Genomic DNA, 23057 nt, shown 5'->3' with positions numbered 1-23057 from the left:
GGTCGGTCTCCGCTCAAAACACGAGGTGGAGTCCGGCGCCAAACCGGATTCCCCCGAGGTCCATCGGGTCGAAGTCAATGAAGTCGGCGCTGAGCTTGGCGTTGGCCCAGACGTAACGTCCCTCGAGCGACATGAACATCCGCTTGTAGACCTTGATGTCGGCGCCGCCGAACACGTGCGCGGTGGGCGTCCAGCCGTGCGACCGGAACGACTCGGTGAACACGCGGCTGTCGCTGAAGTCGACGAAGTCGCCGCGCTGCTGGAAGTCGTAGTTGACGAGCCCGCCGCCGGCGCCCACGTAGGGGACGATGGTGGACGGAATCCAGGCGAAGCGGCTGACGGCGCGCCCGCGGGGCAGCACCGCGAACTTGATCGCGGCAAACACGTTCGACTGGCGAAGCGAGGTGGTCTGCTGAATCGGCAGGTTGCGATTGTCCACGAACTTGCGGTACTCGGACGGGGTCGTGGACTTGGCCAGGTCGAAGCCGGCGATGAGGTCGAGGCGCGGCGTGAGGTTGACGCCGACTTCCGCGCCGAAGCCTGGCGCGTTGAACGACGACTTCTCGACCGTCAGTTGATCGGTGACGAAGTCGTAGATGTCGGACCCGGCGCTGGCAAACACCCATCCACCCCGCACGCCCACGCTGGCCCGAGGACGGCCGAGCATGAAGTCGGGGCTGGCTGGAGCCTGAAAACCGCCGGATGCCTGTGGGGTCGGGTTCTGTGCCGCCGCCGGGCCCGGCAGGGCGACCAGCGACAGGGTCGCACACACGCTCACCCAGAGACCGCGCAAACGCTGGCCGTTGTGAGTCATCGCTACTACCTCGGGGAGCCGGCGCCTGCTGGCGAAGGGCCTGCTTGCGCTCAGAGTAGCAGAAATTGACCGCCGCCGCCCTACCTCGGCCACAGGAATATGTCTGGCCTTGCACGCTTCCTGCGACAATGAATACTCCAGCCGCCCGCCATGAGCGACCTCACTCCCGGCGCCTCGCTAACCGGTTCCTACGACCCGCTCCTCGTAGTTCTCTCCCTTGTCATCGCCGTAGTGGCGTCGTATGTCTCTTTCGACCTGGCGGGACGCGTCACGGCCTCGACCGGGATCGCCCGTCTCTTGTGGCGCCTGGGCGGGGCGTCCACGATGGGCCTCGGCATCTGGAGCATGCACTTCACCGGCATGCTGGCCTTCACGCTGCCCGTGCCCATGGTCTATCGCCTCGACCTGGTCGCGGCCTCGATCGTCATTGCGATTGCGGCGTCGGCCCTGTCGTTGTGGCTGGTCTGCCGTCCGCTCCTCACGCGCTCCATGATCCTGGCCGGGGGCGTGGTGATGGGCCTGGCCATCGCGGCGATGCACTACACCGGCATGGCCGCCATGGACCTGCCCGCGAGGATTGAGTACTCGCCCCTCCTGTTCACGGCGTCGCTCCTGATCGCCGTCATCGCCTCAACGGCCGCGCTGGCGTTCGCCTACGCCTATCGCGACGACCTCGGGCCGCACCGCATGAAGCGCCGCGCCGCCTCCGCGCTCGCCATGGGCGGCGGCATTTGCGGCATGCATTTCGTCGGCATGCTGGCGGCCAGCTTCTACGTCATCGAATCCCCGGGGACCTGGACGCCCGGAGGCGGGCTTGATCCGCACGGGTTGTCCGGCACGCTGGTAATCGCCGCGATGGTGCTGCTGGGAACGACACTGGTGGCGGCCATGCTCGATCGCCGGTTGCTGGCCGCCGAAGGGTTCGCGCGCCAGCAGCAGCGCGTGTTCGACGTGGCGCTGTCGTCGTTGAGCGACTTCATCTACGTCTTCGATCGCGACGGCCGGTTCGTCTACTCCAACCAGGCGCTGCTCACGATGTTCGGGCTTGGTCTCGAACAAGTCGTGGGGAAGACCTTTGGCGACCTTCAATACCCCGCCGAGGTCGCGGCCAGGCTCGATGGTCAAATCCAGGAAGTCTTCCGCACCGGCCATGCGATCAGGGACGAGACGCCGCTCACCTTTGCGAACGGGACGTTTGGTGTGTACGAGTACATCTTCCACCCGGTGGCGACCGGCCACGGCCGCGTGGATTATGTCGCCGGGTCGTCCCGCGACATCACGGACCTTCGGCGGCGCGCCCAGGAAACGCAGAGACAGGCCCGCCAGCAGGCCGCGCTCGCCGCGCTCGGACAGCGGGCGCTGGCCGGCGCGAGCACCGCGCACCTGACGGACCTCGCGGTGCAGGCCGTGGCGACGACCCTCTCCGTTCCCGTGGCCGAAGTCCGGGCGCTCAGCGCGGAAGGCGGCACGCTCAGGATGGTGGCCGGCCCTGGTCCCTTCTCGGCGGACGACACGTTGTTCCTGCAGGCGATGGCCAACGTGCTGGCCGAGGCCATTCGCCGCGAACGCGCTGAAACCGAGGCCACGGCGGTGCGCGCGCGTCTCGAGCAGCAGGCCGAGTTGCTCGACAAGGCCCGGGACGCCATTCTGGTTCGCGACCTGTCACACCGCATCACCTATCTGAACAAGAGCGCCGAACGGGTGTTCGGGTGGAGCGCCGCGGAAGCACTCGGGCAATCGACGCTGGACTTGTTCGAGCCGGATTCAGGCACGCGTGACCACGCCCTCGAGACCCTCCACCTGCATGGGGAGTGGGTGGGTGAGCTCCGGAGGAAGACCAAGGCCGGCGAGACGCTGTTCATGGACTGCCGGTGGACCCTGGTCCGCAATGCCGGCGGCGACGCGCAAGCCGTGCTGATGATCGAGACCGACGTTACCGAGCGCCGCAAGCTGGAGCAGCAGTTCCTCCGGGCCCAACGCATGGAGAGCATCGGGACCCTGGCCGGCGGCATTGCGCACGATCTGAACAACGTGCTGGCGCCGATCATGATGAGCATCAGCCTGCTGCGCGAGGGCGAGGGCGACCCCGTCAAGCTGGAGATGCTCGACACCATCAATGCCAGCGCCCACCGCGGCGCTGACATGGTGAAGCAGGTCCTGTTGTTCGCCCGCGGCGTCGACGGCCAGCGGGTCCAGGTGCGTGTGGCGCCACTGATGCAGGATATCGAGAAGATCGTCAAGGACGCGTTTCCGAAGAACATCCAGGTAATCAACTCGAGCGAGGCCAACCTGCCGCTGGTCGCGGGCGACCCGACGCAGTTGCACCAGGTCCTCATCAACCTGTGTGTCAACGCGCGCGATGCCATGCCCGGCGGCGGCACGTTGAAAATGTCGGCCCGCCAGGTCACGCTCGACGCGCAGTACGCGGCGCTCGAAGGCGAGGTGGCGCCGGGCCCGTATGTCGAGATCACGGTCGCCGACACCGGTACCGGCATTTCGCCCGAATCGCTCGACAAGGTGTTCGAGCCGTTCTTTACCACCAAGGCAGTCGGCAAGGGCACCGGCCTTGGCCTGTCGACCTCGCTGGCGATCGTGCGGAGCCACGGCGGGTTCATCCGCGCCTATAGCGAGCCGGGCCTGGGCACGACCTTCCGGCTCTGCCTGCCGGTCAGCGAGGCGGCCGCGTCGGCGCCCGGGCCGGCCGAACACGCCGAGCTCCCGCGCGGCCAGGGCGAGTTGCTGCTGGTGGTGGATGACGAGGCAGCGGTGCGGCAGATCACGGGGCAGACGCTGGAGGCGTTCGGCTATCGCGTCGTCCTGGCGTCCGACGGCGCCGAGGCAGTCGCCGTGTATGCCATGCGCCGCCACGAGATCGCCGCGGTGATCATCGACATAATGATGCCGGTGATGGACGGGCCGGCGGCGATCCAGGCGTTGCTCGGGATGAACCCGCAGGTCCGGATCGTCGTGGCCAGCGGTCTCAATACCACCGGCCGCGTCGCCGGCGTCGCGGCCGCCGGCGTCTCGCTCTTTCTGCCCAAGCCGTACAGCGCCGATGCCTTGCTGAAGATCGTCCGCAAGGCGCTCCAGGAGCCGCGATGAGTCCTCTGCCGTCCGCGGATCAACGGGTCCAGCGGCTGAGTCGCGTCTATGCCGCGGCCAGTCGCATCAACTCACTGATCCTCCGCAGCCACGACATCCAGACGTTGTTCGACGAGGCGTGCCGGGTGGCGGTGGTGGAAGGCGGCCTGCGCATGGCGTGGGTGGGCCGGCTCGGTGACGATGGCCAGGCCCTGGTGCCGGTGGCGAGATACGGCGCGGACCTGGGCTACTTGGACGCCATCCGGGTGTCGGTGCTCGATGAACCCGCCGGTCGCGGTCCGTCGGGGGTGGCGTTTCGAACCGGCGCGCCGGCAGTGTGCAACGACACGTTGTCGGACCCGTCCTATGAGCTGTGGCGCGACGATGCCGCCGCCCGCGGCTACCGGTCGTCTGCCGCCTTCCCGCTCAAGGTCGATGACCGGCCGGTGGGCGTGCTCGGGATCTATTGCGATACGCCCGGGTTCTTCGATGACGAAGAGGTGCAGTTGTTCCAATCGCTCGCCGACAACCTGTCGTTCGCGCTCGCGGCCGAGCAGCGCGAGCAGCGGCGGCTGCAGGTCGAGACCGATCTGCGCGAGAGCGAGCTGAGCCTGCGCGGACTGGCGCGGCAACTGGAGCACGAACGGGGCCGCCTGGCGGCGGCGCAGGAGGTGGCAAAGGTCGGCAGTTGGGACACCGACCTGACGCAGGGCACGGTGATCTGGTCGCAGGAGACCTACCGGATCTTCGAAATCGGCGACGATCAGTTCGCCGGCACCCACGAGGCGTTCCTGTCGCACGTCCATCCTGACGACCGGCAGAAGGTGAACGACGCCTTAGGCCAGTCGTTCGATGCGCAGGGACCGGGCGAGGTGGCGCACCGGATCCTGCTGCCCGGCGACCGCGTCAAGTTCGTTGAAGAACGCTGGCAGGTGTACCGGGACGACGCCGGCCAGCCAATCCGCGCGCTCGGCACCTGCCAGGACGTGACGGAGCGGCGTCGACTCGAGGAGGCGCAGTTCGCTTCACACCAGACGCTGCAGGCGGTGCTTGATTCCATCCCCCAGCGCGTGTTCTGGAAGGATCGCGACCTGATCTACCAGGGATGCAATCGCCCGTTCGCGGCCGACATGGGATTTGCCTCGCCGCTCGAGGTTGTCGGCAAGACCGATTTTGATGCCAGGTGGAAGGCCAGCGCCGACTTGTACCGGGCCGACGATCGGCAGGTGATCGAATCCGGCCAACCCAAGCTCAACTTCGAGGAGCCGCAGGTGCGGCCCGATGGCGAGAAGCTCTGGCTGCGCACCAACAAGGTGGCCTTGCGCAACCGCGAGGGCGAGGTGACCGGCGTACTCGGCACCTACGAAGACATCACCGAGGCCAGGCGCCTGCAGGAGCAGTTCCTGCGCGCCCAGCGGCTGGAGAGCATTGGCACGCTGGCCGGAGGCATCGCGCACGACCTCAACAACGCGCTGTCGCCGATCCTGCTGGGCGTGGCCCTGCTCAAGGAGGACGAAACCGACGCCTCGCGGATGGATCTGCTGGTCACCATCGAGGCCAGCGCGGCGCGCGGCGCCGACATGGTGAGGCAAGTGCTGTCGTTCGCCAGGGGCGTGGAAAGCCGGCAGTTGCCCGTCGACCTGGCGCCGCTCGTGCGCGACGTGGAGAAGATCGCCAACGAGACGTTCCTGAAGACGATCCAGGTGCGCACCAACATCCCGCCAGGGCAATGGGTGGTGTCGGGCGACCCGACCCAGCTTCACCAGGTGCTGATGAACCTGTGCGTCAACGCGCGCGACGCGATGCCCGGTGGCGGCGTCCTGACGTTGTCGGTGTCGCGCCTCGAGATCGACGAGCAGTACGCGGCGATGGTGCCCGACGCCTCGCCTGGCAAGCACGTGGTGCTGGCGATCGCTGACAACGGCACCGGCATTCCGCCCGAGGTGGCCGACAAGATGTTCGATCCGTTCTTCACCACCAAGGATGTCGGCAAGGGCACGGGGCTCGGCCTGTCGACGTCACAGGCCATCGTCAAGGCGCATGGCGGGTTCATCCGCGTCCGTAGCGAAGTGGGGAAGGGCACGACCTTCGAGATCTGCCTGCCGGAGTGGTCGGGACCGGCGAGCGACCTCGCCATCGACGGCGCCACGTTGCCGCGCGGCCACGGCGAGCGGGTGCTGGTGATCGATGACGAGGCGGCCGTCAGAAAGGTCACGCGCCAGGCGCTGGAGGCGTTCGGCTACACGGTGCTCGAAGCCTCGGACGGCGCCGAGGGCGTCAGCGCCTACGCGCAGTGGCGCGACGGTATTGCCGCGGTGATCGTGGACATGATGATGCCGGTGATGGATGGACCGGCCACGATCCAGGTGCTGCTGAAGATGAATCCCCAGGTGCGGATCATCGCCGCCAGCGGCGTCAGCCAGGGCCGCGGCCCGTTGGCCCCGGTCCGCGCCGGCGTGCAGTCGTTCCTGGCCAAACCGTACACCGCCGAGACGCTGCTGCGCACGGTGGCCGCAGTGGTGGGCGGTTCGTCTACTTCCTGAGCGTGAAAGTCATCTCGAGCTCAATGCGGACGGCGACGGGCTTGCCGTCCCTGGTGCCTGGTTTGAATGTCCATTGCCTGGCGGCGGCCACCGCCGACTGGTCCAGGCCGTACTTGGTGTCCAGCGACCGGGTCACTTCCACGTTGCCGACGGTGCCATCGGCCTGCACCACAATGCTCAACAAGACCGAGCCTTGGATACGGTTGGCCTTGGCCTCGGCCGTGTACCCGGGTTTGACCTCCCCGACGACGGTGGGCATGACGACGCCGCTGCCCGGCTCGTAGACCTGCCCGGCTTGTGCCCCCGAGGCAATCACGGGATCGGCCAATGCAGCCGGCAAACCGGCGACGAGCGCGCTGAAGAAAATCGAGACAACGAGGCGGCGTGACATGGCAACCTCCTGACAAGGAAACGAGTTCGACCACTATTCTGACGACGAGCCCTGCCACTTGGACGGCACATGGCCGTTATTGCGCTATTGAAGTCGTCTTCGGCAGGCTGAGCGCGATTGCGGCGCCGACGACGAGGACACCGGCGAGCACCAGCAGCCCACCCTCGAAGCTGCCGGTCGCATCCCGCACCCACCCGATCGCGAACGGTCCCGCGAAGCCGCCGATGTTGCCGATCGAGTTGACGATGGCAATGCCGCCGGCGGCCGCCGTGCCGCGGAGAAACGCGGTGGGCATGGCCCAGAACGGTCCGAGCGCGCCCCAGATGCCGAACGCGGCAATCGACAACATCAACAGGGATGCGGCGGCGGTTTGCGGCGCGAGCACGGTCAGGACGAACCCCGCGGCGCCAATCAGGCAGGGGATGGCCACGTGCCACCGTCGCTCGGCCATGGTGTCGGATCGCGACCCGACGACGACCAGGCCGATGGTGGCGGCAATGTAGGGAATGGCCGTAAGCAGGATGACAGTGGCCGAGCTCAGGTGACCGGTCGCCTGCACGATTTGCGGCAGCCAGAAGCTGACGCCGTAAAACGCGATCACGATGCAGAAATACAGCGCCGCCAGCGCCCACAGGCGGCCGCTGGTGGCCGCGGCCCGGAACGTCAGGTGCACGTCGTGGGTCTGATCGTGCTCGCGGGCCATCTCGCGGGTGAGCCACTCGCGTTCCACCGCGGTCAACCACGCCGCATCCGCCGGCCGCTCCGTCAGGCGGCGCAGTACCACCGGCGCCAGCACCACGGCCGGCAATCCCTCGACGATGAAGAGCCACTGCCACCCCTGCAGCCCGCCGACGCCGTGGAGCTGGAGGATGGCGCTCGAAATCGGCGCTCCGATCACGCCGGCCATCGCGGTCGCCGTCATGAACAGGGCGACGGCCCGCGCCCGTTCGCGGGCGGGGAACCAATGGGTCAGGTAGAGGATGAGGCCCGGAAAGAAGCCGGCCTCGGCCGCGCCCAGAATGAAGCGCAGGACGTAAAAGCTGGCCGGGCTGTCCACGAACACCATGGCCATCGACACCAGGCCCCAGGTGACCATGATCCGCGCGATCCAGAGACGGGCGCCGACCCGGGCGAGCACCAGGTTGCTGGGAACTTCGAGCAGGGTGTAGCTCAGAAAGAAGATGCCAGACCCGAAGCCGTAGACCGCGGCGCTGAAGCCGAGCTCGCGGTTCATGTCGAGGGCCGCATAGCCGACGTTGACCCGGTCGAGATACGCGATCACGTAGAGCAGAAAGAGAAACGGGATGAGCCGCCAACGGACCTTGGCGAGCGCCTGGTGCTCGAGATCTGACACGGTGGGGATCATAGGGGTCAGACCCCTCGGTTGCCGCAGGAATTCCAGCTCGGGGTCGGACCCCTCGGAACCTGGCAGTTCCTGCGTCCGTAGACTCTCGTAGTCATGGATCGACTGCTGCAGGACCTGCGTTTTGCCGTTCGGCTGCTCTGGAAGGACCGCGGTTTCGCCATCACCACGGTCGCCACCCTGGCCTTGTGCCTCGCGGCCAACGTCGCCATTTTCGCGATTGTTGACGGGGTACTTCTGAAGCCGCTGCCATTCGACCAGCCGGACCGGCTGGTTCGCATCTACAACAAGTACCCGGGCGCGGGCGTGGCGATTGCCGCCAACGGCGTGCCCGACTACTTCGACCGCAAGCGCGACCTGTCGGCTCTCGAAGAGATCGCCATGTTCCGCCAGGCCGGTGTCACCATCAGCGGCAGCGGGCTGGGCGACGCCGAGCGCGTGCAGGCGATGACGGTGACGCCGTCGTTCTTCCGCGTGCTCAAGGTGCAGCCCATTCGCGGGCAGGTCTTCACCGACGCGCAAGGCGAGATCGGCCAGGAGAAGGTCGTCATTCTCGGCTACGGCTTCTGGCAGCGCGTGTTTGGCGGCCGCGACGACGCCATTGGCCAGGACCTGCGGCTTGGCGGCGAGCCACATCGCGTGGTCGGCGTGATGGCGCCGGGCTTCAGGTTCCTCGACCCCGAGATCCAGCTGTATCGTCCGGCGGCGTTCACCGCGCAAGAGAAGTCGGACGACGCGAGGCACAGCAACAACTACCAGCAGTTCGGCCGCCTGCGGCCAGGTGCCACGCTCGAGCAGGCCCAAAGCCAGGTGGATGCGATCAACGCCGCCAACTTCGAGCGGTTCCCCGCGTTTCGCGAAATTCTCACCAACGCCAGGTTCGGCACCGACCTGCTCGACTTCCAGGCGGAGCTGGTCGGCGAGACCCGGGCGACCTTGTCGATGCTGTGGGGCGGCGCGATGTTCGTGCTGCTGATTGGCTGCGTCAACGTCGCCAACCTCGCGCTGGTGCGCGCCACCGCGCGGGTGCGCGAGCTGGCGACGCGCCACGCGCTCGGCGCCACCCTTTCGCGCCTGGCCAGGCAGTCGCTGACCGAGTCCGTGCTGCTCGCCTTGCTCGGCGGTGCGGCCGGCCTTGGCATGGGCTGGTGGGCCCTGCGGGCGGCGCCGTTCCTCGGATTCGATCAGTTGCCCGCCGGTTCCGACATCACGATCGACGCCCGGGTCGTCGGCTTCACCATGCTGCTCGTGACCGTGGTGGGCGTCGCGGTCGGGATGATTCCGATTGTCGCCATGCGCCGCGCCAACATCGCCCAGGTCGTCAGGGAAGAGGGCCGCAGCGGCACCCAGGGCCGCGCGCCACGGCTGATGCGGCGGGTGCTGGTGACGAGCCAGGTCGCGTTCGCGCTCATGCTGCTGATCGGCGCCGGCGTGTTGCTGGCCAGTTTCGATCGGGTGCTGCGGATCGACCCTGGCTTCCGCGCCGCTAACGTCCTGACCGGCACCATCAGCCTGCCGGCCGCGCGCTACGCCAACGACGACAGCCTGCGCGCCACCAGCGACCGCATTCTCGAGCGCGTCCGCGCCGTGCCCGGCGTGCAAGCCGCCGGGGCGACCAGTACCATCCCCTTCGGCGGCGCCTACAGCGACAGCGTGATCCTCGCCGAGGGATATCAGATGCAGAAGGGCGAGTCGCTGATCTCCCCGGGCCAGATCTCCGCGTCAGACGGCTACTTCGAGGCGATGGGCGTGCGCCTGCTGGAAGGCCGGCTGTTCACTGCCGGCGACGTCGAGGGACGGCCGCGGGTGCTGGTGATCGATGAGCCGTTGGCGAGGCGCTTCTGGCCGAACGGCGACGCCCTCGGCAAGCGCATGTACTTTCCGAGCAACGTCAGCGACCTGCTGCAGAAGCCGGCCGACGCCGACATGCTGACGATTGTCGGCGTCATTGCGCCGATGCGGATTCGCGGGCTGGTGGACTCAGCCAGTAACCGTCGCACGGGCAATTACTTCAGCCCGCTGCGCCAGCGGCCGGTGCGCGCCATCGCGCTGGCCATCCGCACCAGCCAGCAACCGGAGGCGGTGATCAACGCGGTGCGCCGCGAAATCGCGCAGATCGACGCCGAGATGCCGTTCTACGGCGTGCGGACGATGGAGGAGCGGCTGTCGGCGTCCGTGCTCGATCGCCGCACGCCCACGCTGCTGGCCACCGGCTTCGCGGTGGGCGCGCTGTTCCTGGCCGGCATCGGCATCTACGGCGTGCTGGCCTACCAGGTGTCTCAGCGTCGTCGCGAAATCGGCATCCGCATGGCGCTCGGCGCCGCCAACAGCAGCATCTTCACGCTGGTGTTGCGCGAGGGCGGATTGATCGTGGCCCTGGGCACGGCCTTCGGATTGGCCGGCGCCTTCTTGATGCGCCAGACGATCCAGGCGCAGTTGTATGAGGTCGGCGCGATGGACGCGCGCGTGGTCGCGGCGGTGGCCGGGGTTCTGACGGTGGTGGCGCTGATCGCGTGCCTGCTGCCCGCGCGCAGGGCCGCGAAGACCGACCCGATGATCGCGCTGTCGGAGTAGCCCACGAAAGACGGCATCTGTGGCGAGACTCATCGGGCCGCCAAAGGTAACGAATCGTCTCCCGCCGCGGAACCGTCGAAAGGATAGGGATAGAATTCGGACTGAATGAGCCTGTCCGAGACCTCAGCCCTGGTCAGTTCCCTCCAGAAAGAACTTCGCCGCGTCATCATCGGGCAAGACGAGGTGATCGCCGAGATCCTCACGGCGTTTCTCGCCGGCGGGCACTGCCTGTTGCGGGGTGTGCCGGGGTTGGCCAAAACGCTGCTAATCAAGACGCTGGCGCAGGCCGTGCACCTGAAGTTCAGCCGCATCCAGTTCACGCCCGACCTGATGCCGTCCGACATCATCGGCACCGAGGTGATCGAAGAGGACCGCGCCACGGGCGCGCGCAACATCCGCTTCATCCCGGGCCCGATTTTCGCGAACATCATCCTGGCCGACGAGATCAACCGCACCCCGCCGAAGACGCAGGCGGCGTTGCTCGAAGCGATGCAGGAGTACCAGGTGACCGTGGGCGGCGTGCGCCACACACTGGAGCGGCCGCTGTTCGTGCTGGCCACGCAGAACCCGATCGAGCAGGAAGGCACGTATCCGCTGCCCGAAGCGCAACTCGACCGCTTCATGCTGAACGTGGTGATCAACTATCCGAGCGCCAGCGACGAGCGCCAGATCCTGGCGCAGACCACGGCCGGCGACGAGCCCACGGTGTCCGCCGTCGCCACCGGCGAGCAGATCGAGCGCGCGCGGATGCTCGTGCGCGACATCGTCGCCGCCGACAACGTCGTGGACTATGCCACGCGGATCGTGCGCGCCTCGCGGCCGTCCGGCACCGACGCCGACCAGGTGCCCGACTTCGTGAAGCAGTGGCTGCGGTGGGGCGCCGGCCCGCGCGCCGGACAGGCGTTGCTGCTGGCCGGCAAGGCGCGCGCGGTGCTGCACGGCCGTCCGGCGGTGTCGCTCGAGGACATTCGCGCGGTCGCGCCGCCCGTGCTGCGCCATCGCCTGCTGGTGAACTTCCAGGCCGAGGCCGACGGCATCGACGCCGAAACCGTGGTGTCGCGCCTGCTGGATGCGGTACCCGCCCGCTGAGAACCATGTCGCGCCCGCACGTCGTGTCCTCGTCGGAACTGCAGTCGCTGCGGGACCTCGAGCTGGTCACGCGCAAGACGGTGGACGGCCTGCGACAGGGGCTGCACCGCAGCCCGTTCCACGGCTACAGCGCCGAGTTCAGCCAATACCGGCACTACCAGCCGGGCGATGACCTCAAGTACGTGGATTGGAAGGCCTTCGCGCGCACCGATCGCCTCTACACCCGGCAGTTCAGGGACACGACGAACCTCGCGGCGCTGTTCGTGATCGACGTCAGCCGCTCGATGGATTTCGCCGGCAAGTTCGACCTGGCCCGGCAGGTGACCGCCATTCTCGGCACGCTCGTGCTCGACCAGGGGGATTCCGCCGGCGTGCTGGCGGTGGACGACCGTCCCCACTTCGTGCCGCCGCGAAGCGGCCACCATCACCTCCGCGTCTTCCTGTCGCAGCTGGCGCAGCTGGCGCCGTCCGGCCACACCGGCTTCGGCGAGGCGCTGCGGCGCGCGGCCACGGTGATGAAGCGGCGCGGCCTCGTGGTCGTGGTGTCGGACTGCTACGAGGAAGACGACTCGCTCGCGCAGGTGCGCCGGCTGGCGCGCATGGGACACGACGTGGTCGTGGTGCAGGTGCTGGCCCGCGAGGAGCTGGCGTTGGATGTCGGCGGCGCCGCGGAGTTCGTCGATCTCGAGAGCGGACGCACGCTGATGGTGCAGCCGTCCGCCGTTCGCGAGGGCTACACCGCCGCCGTGCGGCAGTGGCTGGCGAAGGTGCAGCGCGAGGTGACGCGCGACGGGATGGACTACGTTCGCCTGGTCACGGGCGCGCCGCTCGAGCCGGCGTTGCGGCGGTTCCTGATGTCACGGCGCGGGGGCGGGTGAGCGGCATGGCCATCCTCTGGCTGGTGCCGGCGGCGTTGTTCGGACTGGCCCTGGCGGCGCTGCCGATCGCGATTCACCTGCTGGTGCGGCAACAGAGCCGCAGGGTGGACTTTCCGTCGCTGCGGTTCCTCCGGCAGTCGCAGCTGGCCGCGTTCCGGCGGCGGACCATCCAGGACGCCCTGCTTCTCACCTGCCGCGTCGCCATCATCACTGCCACAGTGGCGGCGCTGGCTGGTCCCGTGTTTCAGACGGCCGCCCGTTCCGCCAGCCAGGCCCAACGCGTGGCCCGAGCGGTGGTCCTCGAGCCAGGCGCGCCGATCGCCGACGGCGGGGACGCCTCCCGCGGCGCGTTCGTGTCGCAGGCGTTCGTCAGGCAGGACCTGGCCGACGCCGTCGCCGATGGCCAGCGATGGCTGAGCGAGCAGCCGCCGGCTGCCCGGGAGTTGGTGTTCGTGGGCGCGTTCCGTCGCGGACAGATCACGCCGCATCTCCTGCAAGGGGTCGCGGTGGCCACGGGCATTCGGTTCGTCTCCACGCCATCCGTACGCGCGCCGCGGGAACTCCTGGTGCCCGTCCTGACCGTCCGGGATGGCGGCTTCGCCATCGAGACCCGGCAACTGCGCCTCGACGACGATGCCACGAGCGTCACGGACGGAGCGGTCAGCCGCGTCAGCGACGACATGGTCCGGATCGTCGCGGCCCCGGCCGACCAGCCGTTGGCGGATGCGGCATTGAGGGCCGCGCTCGGCGCGGGGATCCGCTGGTCCAACCCATCCACCCGCGTGCTGGTGGTGTGGACCGGCGCGGACGAGTCCGCGGTCCAGCGCGTTCAAGGCGGCGCGGCCGTGATCAGGATGGAGCGGCCGGCGCCAGTCGCGGCGGCCGCTTCGGCCGTCGCCGATGCGGTGTCACGGGTCGCCTCGGCGTCGCTTGAGGCATTCGAACCGGTCCACGTCAGTGACGAGGACCTGCGGTCGTGGTCGCGGCCGCCCGGGGCGCCGCCTGCCGATGCGCGGCCGGTGGATGAAGGCGATCGCCGGTGGTTCTGGCTCCTCGCCCTGGCCCTCCTCGCGCTCGAGCATTGGCTCCGTCGTGCATCCGTCCGGCAGCGCGAAGCGGTTGAGCCACCGGTGGAGGCGCGCGTTGCCTGACACCCGGGTCGCCTCGGCCATTGCCCGCGTCCGCGCACGAGCGCGGCTGCGGGCCGTGATGTGGGGCGTGGCCGCCGGCGGCGCGGCGTTTGCCGCCGTCGATGTGGCGGCCGCCACGTTGGCGGCGCCGGTCACGGCGCGGTTGTTTGCGTCTGCCCTGATCGGACTGCTCCTGGCCGCGTGGACGACGCGCGCGCACGGGCGCGTGACTCCGGCATCCGCGGCGCGGCTGATCGAGAGCACCGGCGCCTCATTCGACAACCTGGTCGTCACGGCAGTCGAGTTGAGCGAGCGGCCGAGGCCGGTGAGGACGGAGATTCGCGACGAGGTCCTGCGCCAGGCGGAGGACCGGATCTCGCAGGTGAATATCGCCGCCGCGGTGCCGATCCGGCAACCGTTGCTGGTCATGGTCGCCGTCGGCATCGGTTCGCTGGCGCTCCTGACGCTCGGACCCGGGGCGGCGGTGGTGTTGCGACCGTCACTTGGTGCCGCACTCGAGGCGCACACCCGGGGCATCGACGGTATCAGCGTGAGGGTGGTCCCGCCCGCGTACTCCGGACGGCGTGAGGAGCTGTTTGCCAATCCGATCCAGGTCAGCGCGATCGCGGGGAGCCGCGTGCGGTTGGAAGTGGCTTCGACTGCTGATGACGCGTTCGCCGAGGTCGCCGGGCAGAGGCCGATCACGCTGACGCGCGAGGGCAACCGTTTCGTGGGCGAGTGGACCGCCGCGGATTCGGTGGCGGTGGCGATCCGGCCGGCCGGCGGAGAGGGCCGCGACGCGAAGTTCCTGTCGGTGATCGTCGTGCCCGACGCACCGCCCACTGTCCGGGTCGTTACACCCGGAAGGGACGTCACGATTGCCGGACCGAAGGGCCGCATCGCACTGGATGTCGACGCCCGCGACGACCTCGGCCTGGCGGCGCTGTCGGTGAAGTTCACCAAGGCCTCCGGTGGCGGTGAGGCCCTCACCTTCACGGAAGGCGAGGTCGCGTTGACGATCACCCGCGCGGACGACCGCCGCTGGCGCGGCCGCGCCGAATGGGTCCTGGATGGCCTCGAGCTGTCGGATGGCGATGTGCTCGTCTACCAGGCCATCGCGCGCGACCGGAATCCGAACGGCAGCCCCGTGCGATCGGAGCAGTTCCTGATCGAAGTCGGACGCCGGTCCGATGCCGCGGGTGCCGGCTTCGCGCTGCCGGCCGAAGAGAAGAAGTACGCCATCAGCCAGCAGATGGTGATCTACAAGACCGAACAACTGATCGCGTCAGTCAAGGGCAAGGGCCTGCCCAGCCGTAGCCTTGGCGAAGGCTGGCTCGACCAGAACCGGATGCTGGCCATCGAACAGCGGATGGTGCGGGCGGAGGTCGTGTTCCTCGGCGGCGGAGAAGTCGAAGACGAGGTCGAGGAGGCCAAGCAGTCGCAGGACGTGGTGGAAGGCCGTCTGGAGAATTCCGGGCGCGCCGAGATGCTGAAGGCCATCAACTTCATGTCGCGTGCGGAAGGGCAACTGAACGACGGCAAGGCGACCGAAGCGCTGGTCCTGGAGCGCCAGGCGCTGCGGAGCCTCGAGCTGGCGTTCGACCGGCGTCGCTACTTCTTGCGGACCCTGCCCGATCGGTCGCGGATCGATCCCAGCCGCCGCTTGACGGGCGTGATGAAGGAGGCGCGGCCATGGACGCGCGATCGGGTCCTGGCGGAGCCGGCCGCGGGCCTCGCGCAACGACGCGCGCTGATGCGCGATCTGTCGGCCGCGGCGAACAGTGGCGGCGTGGACGCCGCGCTGGCGGCGCGGGTGGCGGCGCTGGACCCGGCGTCCCGGGCGCTGCAGCAGGCCGCCGTCGCGGTCGCCTCAGCCGCGACCGATCCGGCCAGGCGCGATGCCGTGTGGGCCGCGATGCAGGCGGTGACCACGCATGCGATGACGCAGCTGGTCACCCCGGTCGAACCGCGGCCGGGTGTTGACCCACTGGCCGGACGATTGGCCGATGAACTCCAGCGGCCGGCACGAGGCGGGCGGTGATGCCGCACCCGATGCTCCGCGGCGTCCTACGTGCCGTGGCGGTGCTGATTGCGGTGGCCGCGCTGGTGGATCCGGTCATGACGCTGGCGAGATCCGCACCGCGCTCCGCGGTGATCGCGCGTCTCGCCTCATCCGCGGCCGGGCCGGTCGAACGGGCGCTGCGGTCGGCGTTTCCGGAGGTCGAGTGGGTCGCTCGTAACCCCGACGGGGGGCGATTGCCGTGCGTCCAGGACGAGCCGTGCGTGATCGTGGCTGACGGATCGGTTGACGTCGATGTGCCGGACGACCTCGCGCGGCCGGTGTCGTTGATCACAATCGGTCCCGCGCCGGGCCCGAATGTCGGGATCCGATCCGCGGCGGCGTCGATCGCCCAGCATGCGGCGGCGGCCGGATCGATCCGCGTCGAGATGACCGGCACCGCCATGGCGGGGCGCCGGACCGAGCTGCGGGTCAGCGACGGGGCCGCCATCGTCGGATCCGCGGTTCACGAGTGGGAGGCGGATGGCGCCGCGGTGATCGACCTGCCGTGGTGGCCCTTGGGCGACGGGCCGCGCGCGCTTCGCGTCGAGGCCGTGCCGTTCGAGGGCGAGGTGTCGTTGGGCGACAACGCGGTGAGCCTCGGCGTGTCCGTCTCGTCCACGCGTGCGCGGGTACTCGTGTTCGACCCGAGGCCGTCGTGGGCGAGCACGTTCGTGCGTCGCGCGCTCGAAGACGACCCGCGCTTCCTCGTGGAGCACCAGGCTCGCCTCGGGCCGTCGCTGTCGGCGGGCACCGCCGGCGGCCGGCTCGACCGGCGGACGCTGGACGCCGCGTCGGTGGTGATTGTCGGCGCGCCTGAGGGCTTGATCGCCAGTGACGTCGATCTCCTGGATCGGTTCGTGCGCGTGCGAGGGGGCGTGCTGATCCTGTTGCCCGATCGGGCGCCATCGGGCGCGGCCGCGCGGCTCTTCAACGGGCGATGGTCGGAACACCTGGAGGCGTCACCGTCGGCGATCGGCGCGCTCCAGGCGTCCGAAACCATTCGCCTGTCGAACCCGTCGCCGGTCGATGCGGTGCTCGGTTCGGTGAAGGGGAGTCCGGCCGTCGTGCTGTCGGCGGCTGGCGATGGCCGAATCGTGGTGTCGGGCGCCATGGACGCCTGGCGATACCGGGACGCCGCCGGCGGCGCGTTCGATCGCTTCTGGCGGTCGGTGGTTCTCGAGTCGGCCACGGCCGGTGCGCCGTTGCGCCTGGACCTCGCCACGCCGGTCGTGGCGCCGGGGTCCGCCGTGTCGTTCGAAGTCCGGCATCGCCGGATGGACGCGGCGGCCGTCACCGCCATCACGGCGACGGCGGGTTGCGGCGACCGGCCGGCGCGCGTGATTCGGCTGTGGCCGAAAGGACCGGTGGGCGTGTTTACCGGCACCCTGCCGATCGATGGCACGGAGGCGTGCGTGATCGCGGTGGCCATCGATGGCGGGGCGAGCGTGACCGGAGGCATCGCGGTGACCACCGGGGCGACGCGCAGCGTCAGCGCGGTGATTGCCAAGCTCGAGCGTTACGCGTTGAGCACTGGCGGCGTCACCGTCGCGCCGGGTGACGAAGGCAAGGTTGCGCAGACGATCGGGAGCGCGGCGCTGCAAACGGAGACGAACGTCCCGGTTCATCCCATGCAATCGCCGTGGTGGATGCTGCCGTTGGCCGCCTGTCTTGGCGCCGAGTGGTGGCTGCGACGCCGCGCCGGACTGAGGTAAAGTTGATCCCGCCATGCAATCTCGACGTGACTTTGCAAAGACCATCGGCCTCGGCACGATTGGCCTCAGTCTTGGGCCGTCGATATTCGCGCGGCAATCCGCCACGCCATTTCCCGCCGTCAAGAACCCGATCTATCGCACCTGGTCCGAAGAGGCGCTGCGCGAAGCCAGGCGCCTGGGCTGCACCTACGCCGACATCCGCTTCACGCTGAACCGCTCCAACGGAGTGGCGGTCCGCAACGGCGAGATCCAGAGCGGCGGCAACATCGGCTTCGGGCAGTTCGGCGACGAAGACACCTACGGGTTCGGCGTCCGCGTGATTCACTCCGGCGTGTGGGGCTTCTCCAGCAGCCCCAACGTGACGCCCGCGGAGATCAAGCGCGTGGTGGGCCTGGCCACCGAGGTCGCCAAGGCCAGCGCCATGGCCAAGAAGTTCGACGTGCGGCTGGCGCCGGTCAAGGCCTACGACACCTACTGGCAGACGCCGATTAAGGTGGATCCGTGGAGCATCCCGCTCGAAGACAAGGTGGCGTTGCTCGTGGACGTCACCCGGACGATGCAGAAGAACCCGGACGTGATGTTCGGGAACGCGGCGGTGAACTTCAACTACGAGTGGAAGTTCCTGGCCACCTCCGAAGGCTCGTTCATCGAGCAGGTCTTCTACTACACCGCGGCCGCGATCAGCGCCACGGCTCGCAGGGACGGCGTGGTCAAGACGCGCACCTTCGACCCCGGCACCGAGACGCGCGGGTGGGAGTTCGTCACCGATAACGACCTGAAGGGTAACGCGGAGCGCGTGGCGGCGGAGGCGGTCGAGTTCGCCATGGCCAAGCCGGTTGGCTCCGGCCTGAAGGACCTCATCCTGCTGCCGAACCACTCGGCCCTGACCATCCACGAGATCATCGCGCACCCCACCGAGCTCGATCGCATTGTCGGTTACGAAGCCAACTATGCGGGCACCAGCTTCGTGAAGCTGAGCGACGTCGGCAAGCTGAAGTACGGCTCGAAGCATCTCAACATCACCGCGGATCGCACGCACCCCGGCGGCGCCTCGACCGTCGGCTACGACGATGACGGGGTCGAGGCGCAGAAGTGGCCGATCATCCGTGACGGCATCCTGGTCGGGCTGCAGACCAACCGCGAGACCGCCCATTACATGGGTGAGGCCACCTCGCGCGGCTGCACGTTCGCGAACCACTGGCGCAACTATCCGTTCCTGCGCATGCCCAACATCCAGATGGAACCGGGGCCGAAGGGCTCGCCGACGCTCGAGCAGATGATTGCCAGCATCGAGGACGGCGTGCTGGTAGACGGCCAGGGCAGCTTCAGCATCGACCAGCAGCGCTACAACGGCCAGTTCGGCGGCGACTGCTTCTGGGAGATCAAGAACGGCAAGAAGACGCGGATGGTGACGGACTTCACCTATAACGCGATTACCACGGACTTCTGGGCCAACCTCGAGGCGGTGGGCCCGCCCGAGGAATGGAAGCACATCGGCATGGGCGGCGACGCGAAAGGGCAGCCGGTGCAGTCGAACCGGCCGTCACACGGCGCCTCGCCGATCCTCATGCGCAAGATCATGGTGGGAACCGCCTTCAAGTAACGGTTCCCGGTTCACGACGAGGATCACCGAGATGGCGTATTCACGAGACGAAATCAAGCAGATCACCGACAAGGTGCTCAACATGTGCAAGGCCGACGCCGTGGAGGTGCGCTTCTCCGGCGGCGAGCGGTCGGCGACGCGCTTTGCCAACTCCAGCATCACGGCCAACCTGATCGAGCACGATCAGGAAGTCCAGATTACGGTCCGGTATGGGCAGAAGGCGGCGAGCGCGACCACGCACCAGTTCGATGATGACTCGCTCAAGCGCACCATTGATGCCGTGCAGGCGCTGGCGCGGCGCAAGCCCGACAACCCTGAGCTGATGCCGCTGGTGAAGCCGCCCCAGACTTACCTGGAGTTCGACGCCGCCCTGCCGTCGGCGGTCAATTTCGGCCCCGCCGAACGCGCCCGGATGGTGAAGGCCAGCACCGACATCTGCGAGAAGAAGGGCGTGCTCGGCGCCGGCTACATTCCCAAGTTCGACTGGGTGGACGGCAGCGCCAATTCCGAGGGCCTGTTTACCTACTTCCACTACGCCGACGCCAGCTTCATCCTGACCTGCCGCACGCCGGACCAGACCGGCTCGGGCTGGGCGGGCACGACCGGCGTGAAAGACATCAAGAACATCGACGCCGAGATGCTCACCAACGTGGCGGCCGACAAGGCCATCAAGTCGCGCAAGCCGCGGGCGATTGAGCCCGGCAACTACACCGTGATCCTCGAACCGCGTCCGGCGGCGCGCTACCTGTCGCTGATGACCAACTCGCTCAATGCCCGCAACGCCGAAGAAGGCCGCAGCTTCATGAGCGGCAAGCAGCGCGGCGAGACCCGCCTGGGCGAGAAGGTGTTTGGCGACAACTTCACGCTGCGCAGCGAGATTGGCAACCCGATTCTGCGCCAGTCGCCGATTGGCCAGGACGGCCTCGCCGCCAGGAGCATTACCTGGGTGGAGAAGGGCGTCGTCAAGAACCTGTTCTACGACCGCTTCTGGGCCAACCGGCAGAAGAAGGACCCGACCGGCACCACGCCCAACATGAGCCTGGTGATGGAGGGCGGCACGACCAGCGTCGAAGAGATGATCAAGAGCACCAAGCGCGGGCTGCTGGTCTCGTTCTTCTGGTACATCCGGCCGGTCGATCAGATGACGCTGCTGAACACGGGCATGACCCGCGATGGCCTGTTCCTGATCGAGAACGGCGAGATCGTCGGGCCGGTGCAGAACTTCCGCTGGAACGAATCGCCGGCGGTGAGCTTCAACAACATCTCGGCGCTCGGCCCGCAGGTGCCGATGCACACCGGCGAGGCCTACGACAACCCGGGCACGGCGCTGGTGCCGGCCATGAAGCTCGAAGATTTCACCATGACGTCCATTTCCCCAGCGGTCTAGACGGGTAGGGCGCCCCTTAATGGGGCGCCGGAGACAAACGATGCTGCGAAGAGAATTCGTCAAGACCCTCGGCGCCACCGGCGTCGCCCTCTACGCCAGCGACCTGGTCGGCGACCTGATCGCTCAGTCGCCGAAGGCGCGCGTCATGGAGTCGCGCTTCAAGGGACTCTCGGACCTCGCCCTGTCGGAGGCCAGGCGCCTCGGCTGCACCTATGCCGACATTCGCTTCACCCGAAACGTCAACGACAGCGTGGCCGTCCGCGACCGCATCGTCACCGACTCGTTCGGCTTCGGCGCCGGCGGCATGGAGACCAGCGCCGGGTTCGGCGTCCGCGTGATTCACAGCGGCGTGTGGGGCTTTGCCAGCAGCCCGTTCGTCACCGAAGGCGACATCAAGAAGATCACGGCCCAAGCCACTGAAGTGGCCAAGGCGAGCGCGGTCAGCAAGCGCTTCGAAGTGAAGCTGGCGCCGGTCGAGGCCTACCAGGACTACTGGTCGGTGCCGGTCCAGCAGAAGCCGGAAGACGTCTCGCTCGACGACAAGATCGCGTTCCTGATGAAGATTAACGAGGCGGCCCTCAAGGTGCCGGGCGTGATCCGCGTGCAGTCGAACATGGCGTTCGACTACGAGTGGAAGTACCTCGCCACCTCGGAGGGCTCCTACCTCGAGCAGGAAATCTGGCGCACGTCGCCCGGGTTCACGGTGACCGCGCTCAAAAACGGCAAGGCCAAGTCGCGCACCTTCTCGGTGGCGCCAAAGTCGGCCGGCTACGAAGTGGTGCTGAACGCCAAGATGCTGGAGAACGTGGAGCGCATCGCCAACGAGGCGGTGGAGCACTGCACGGCGCCTCCCGCCGGCGTCGGCCTCAAGGACCTGATCATGACGCCCGCGCACGCCATGCTCACCATCCACGAAATCGTCGCGCACCCGACCGAGCTCGATCGCGTGGTCGGCTACGAGGCAAATTACGCCGGCACCAGCTTCGTCAAGACCTCGGACGTCGGCAAGCTGATGATGGGTTCGAAGCTGTTCAACGTCACCTGCGATCGCACGCTGGAAGGCGGCATGTGCACGGTGGGCTACGACGATGACGGCGTGAAGTCGCAACGGTGGCCGATCATCCGCGAGGGCCGGCTGGTGGACCTGCAGACCAACCGCGAGACGGCGCACTACATCGGCCAGACCGCGTCGAAGGGCTGCACCTTCGCGACCTCGTGGCGCAACTACCCGTTCCTGCGCATGCCGAACGTGCACGTCGAGCCGGGCCCGCCGGGCTCGCCGACGCCGGAAGAGATCATCGCCGACACCAGGGACGGCATCCTGATCGACGGCCGTGGCAGCTACTCGATCGACCAGCAGCGCTTCAACGGCCAGTTCGGCGGCGACGCGTTCTGGGAAGTGAAGAACGGCAAGAAGACGCGCATGCTGAGCGACGTCACCTACAACGCCATCACCACCGACTTCTGGCAGAACCTGGATGCGACCTCTGGCAAGGAGTCGTGGGAGATGTTCGGCACGACCGGAGACGCCAAGGGGCAGCCGGTGCAGATCAACCATCCGTCGCACGGCTCGCCGTGGGTCCGGATCCGCCGCATCATGGTCGGCGCCGCGTTCTCATGATGCAGCGTCCGGCCTTGGCCGGACCGTCACGAAAAAAGGACCGAAGGAGTCGCGTGCGATGCACGACTCCATCGGTCCTACCCCGGAGGAGATGTCGAGTCCGGCGTTACCGGACTAGTAGTTGCCGGCCGTGTCCTTCAGCCAGGCGTTGACGTCGCGTTCGGCCTGGTCACGGGCCATACCGTAGCGTTCCTGGATGCGGCCGATGAGCTGGTCCTTCTTCCCATCCAACTTCTCGATGTCGTCGTCAGTCAGCTTGCCCCACTGCTCCTTGGCCTTGCCTTTGAGCTGGGTCCACTTTCCCTGCAGGATGTCTTCGTTCATCGGGTCTCCTTCGTGGTCCGGCTAAAGCCGGACGCTACATTCAGCGGTCAAGGGTTCGCGACCACCGTCAGCTGGTTGTCGATGCGGTAGCCCGGCGCTTCGGCGGCGGCAATGCGGGCCGCTTCGCCGCGCTGGGCCGCGGTCTTTACCGACCCCTTGAGCACCACGGTCTTGGTTTCGTGGACCGTGTCCACGTTGATGTGGCTGGCATCCACAGTGCGGTCGGCCATCAGGGCCGACTTGACGTCGATGGTTTCGACGACGGCGGCGATGGCGCCACCCGCGTTGGCGACGGCTTCCTTGGCCACGGCGGTGGCGTCACGGGTTGCTTCCTTGACGTCAGCCTTGGCCTCAGCGGCGGCGGTGGCAGCCTTGTCGGCATTGCGCTCGGCGTCCTTCTCGACGCCGGCCGCCGTATTGGAGCACGCCGCCAGCGAGAGGCCGCTCATCAGTGCGATCGCGAGATATCCGTTCTTCAGACTCAT

Annotated in this window: 16 protein-coding genes; 11 read left to right on the top strand and 5 right to left on the bottom strand. The window is 68.0% G+C overall.

The window, feature by feature from the left end; all coding sequences use genetic code 11:
* Positions 1-13 precede the first annotated feature (13 nt).
* Positions 14-778 (bottom strand): hypothetical protein, encoded by a 765-nt coding sequence (locus WC815_11155; protein ID MFA5909327.1) that lies wholly within the window; start codon positions 776-778, stop codon positions 14-16.
* A gap of 186 nt (positions 779-964) precedes the next feature.
* On the opposite strand from WC815_11155, the gene WC815_11150 reads away from it, so the two are divergent.
* Positions 965-3916, top strand: coding sequence for an MHYT domain-containing protein (locus tag WC815_11150; protein MFA5909326.1), 2952 nt, complete (start codon positions 965-967; stop codon positions 3914-3916).
* A complete protein-coding gene (locus tag WC815_11145) occupies positions 3913-6438 on the top strand; it encodes an ATP-binding protein (GenBank protein MFA5909325.1) in 2526 nt (841 codons plus the stop codon). The genes WC815_11150 and WC815_11145 overlap by 4 nt, the downstream gene beginning before the upstream one ends.
* Here the strand turns inward: WC815_11145 and WC815_11140 are convergent.
* A complete protein-coding gene (locus tag WC815_11140) occupies positions 6428-6829 on the bottom strand; it encodes an energy transducer TonB (GenBank protein ID MFA5909324.1) in 402 nt (133 codons plus the stop codon). The two genes, WC815_11145 and WC815_11140, sit on opposite strands and share 11 nt — an antisense overlap.
* 76 nt (positions 6830-6905) lie before the next feature.
* Positions 6906-8183: an MFS transporter gene (locus tag WC815_11135; GenBank protein MFA5909323.1), complete on the bottom strand. Its 1278-nt coding sequence runs from the start codon at positions 8181-8183 to the stop codon at positions 6906-6908.
* A 105-nt stretch (positions 8184-8288) separates the two neighbouring features.
* Here WC815_11135 and WC815_11130 point away from each other — a divergent pair, with 105 nt between their 5' ends.
* The 9 genes from WC815_11130 (at position 8289) to WC815_11090 (ending at position 22248) form a co-directional block, all read left to right on the top strand.
* Positions 8289-10766 carry an ABC transporter permease gene (locus WC815_11130; GenBank protein ID MFA5909322.1) on the top strand — a complete coding sequence of 826 codons (2478 nt, stop codon included), beginning with the start codon at positions 8289-8291 and terminating at the stop codon, positions 10764-10766.
* Between the two features lie 105 nt (positions 10767-10871).
* Positions 10872-11855 carry a MoxR family ATPase gene (locus WC815_11125; GenBank protein MFA5909321.1) on the top strand — a complete coding sequence of 328 codons (984 nt, stop codon included), beginning with the start codon at positions 10872-10874 and terminating at the stop codon, positions 11853-11855.
* 5 nt (positions 11856-11860) lie between these two features.
* Positions 11861-12733 carry a DUF58 domain-containing protein gene (locus WC815_11120; GenBank protein ID MFA5909320.1) on the top strand — a complete coding sequence of 291 codons (873 nt, stop codon included), beginning with the start codon at positions 11861-11863 and terminating at the stop codon, positions 12731-12733.
* A 5-nt stretch (positions 12734-12738) separates the two neighbouring features.
* Positions 12739-13884, top strand: a complete 1146-nt coding sequence (locus WC815_11115) for a BatA domain-containing protein (protein MFA5909319.1) — start codon at positions 12739-12741, stop codon at positions 13882-13884.
* Positions 13877-15904: a hypothetical protein gene (locus WC815_11110; GenBank protein MFA5909318.1), complete on the top strand. Its 2028-nt coding sequence runs from the start codon at positions 13877-13879 to the stop codon at positions 15902-15904. Before WC815_11115 ends, WC815_11110 begins: the two co-directional genes overlap by 8 nt.
* Positions 15904-17637, top strand: a complete 1734-nt coding sequence (locus WC815_11105; GenBank protein MFA5909317.1) for a hypothetical protein — start codon at positions 15904-15906, stop codon at positions 17635-17637. The genes WC815_11110 and WC815_11105 overlap by 1 nt, the downstream gene beginning before the upstream one ends.
* Positions 17638-17650: 13 nt before the next feature.
* The gene (locus WC815_11100; GenBank protein ID MFA5909316.1) at positions 17651-19240 is read left to right on the top strand and encodes a TldD/PmbA family protein; all 1590 of its coding nucleotides are present in this window, start codon (positions 17651-17653) and stop codon (positions 19238-19240) included.
* A 31-nt stretch (positions 19241-19271) separates the two neighbouring features.
* Entirely contained in the window at positions 19272-20627 is a 1356-nt protein-coding gene (locus WC815_11095; protein ID MFA5909315.1) for a TldD/PmbA family protein, read from the top strand.
* A gap of 40 nt (positions 20628-20667) precedes the next feature.
* Positions 20668-22248: a TldD/PmbA family protein gene (locus WC815_11090; protein MFA5909314.1), complete on the top strand. Its 1581-nt coding sequence runs from the start codon at positions 20668-20670 to the stop codon at positions 22246-22248.
* Between the two features lie 114 nt (positions 22249-22362).
* Here WC815_11090 and WC815_11085 read toward each other — a convergent pair whose 3' ends face one another.
* Together WC815_11085 and WC815_11080 are read right to left on the bottom strand one after the other, a co-directional pair.
* Positions 22363-22572: a PqqD family peptide modification chaperone gene (locus WC815_11085; protein ID MFA5909313.1), complete on the bottom strand. Its 210-nt coding sequence runs from the start codon at positions 22570-22572 to the stop codon at positions 22363-22365.
* Positions 22573-22619: 47 nt separating this feature from the next.
* Positions 22620-23057: a BON domain-containing protein gene (locus WC815_11080; GenBank protein ID MFA5909312.1), complete on the bottom strand. Its 438-nt coding sequence runs from the start codon at positions 23055-23057 to the stop codon at positions 22620-22622.

The sequence above is a fragment of the Vicinamibacterales bacterium genome, assembly GCA_041659285.1.
GTDB lineage: Bacteria > Acidobacteriota > Vicinamibacteria > Vicinamibacterales > UBA2999 > 12-FULL-67-14b.
Note: the sequence above shows the minus strand (reverse complement) of the source record. Positions and strands in the feature narration are given on the sequence as shown.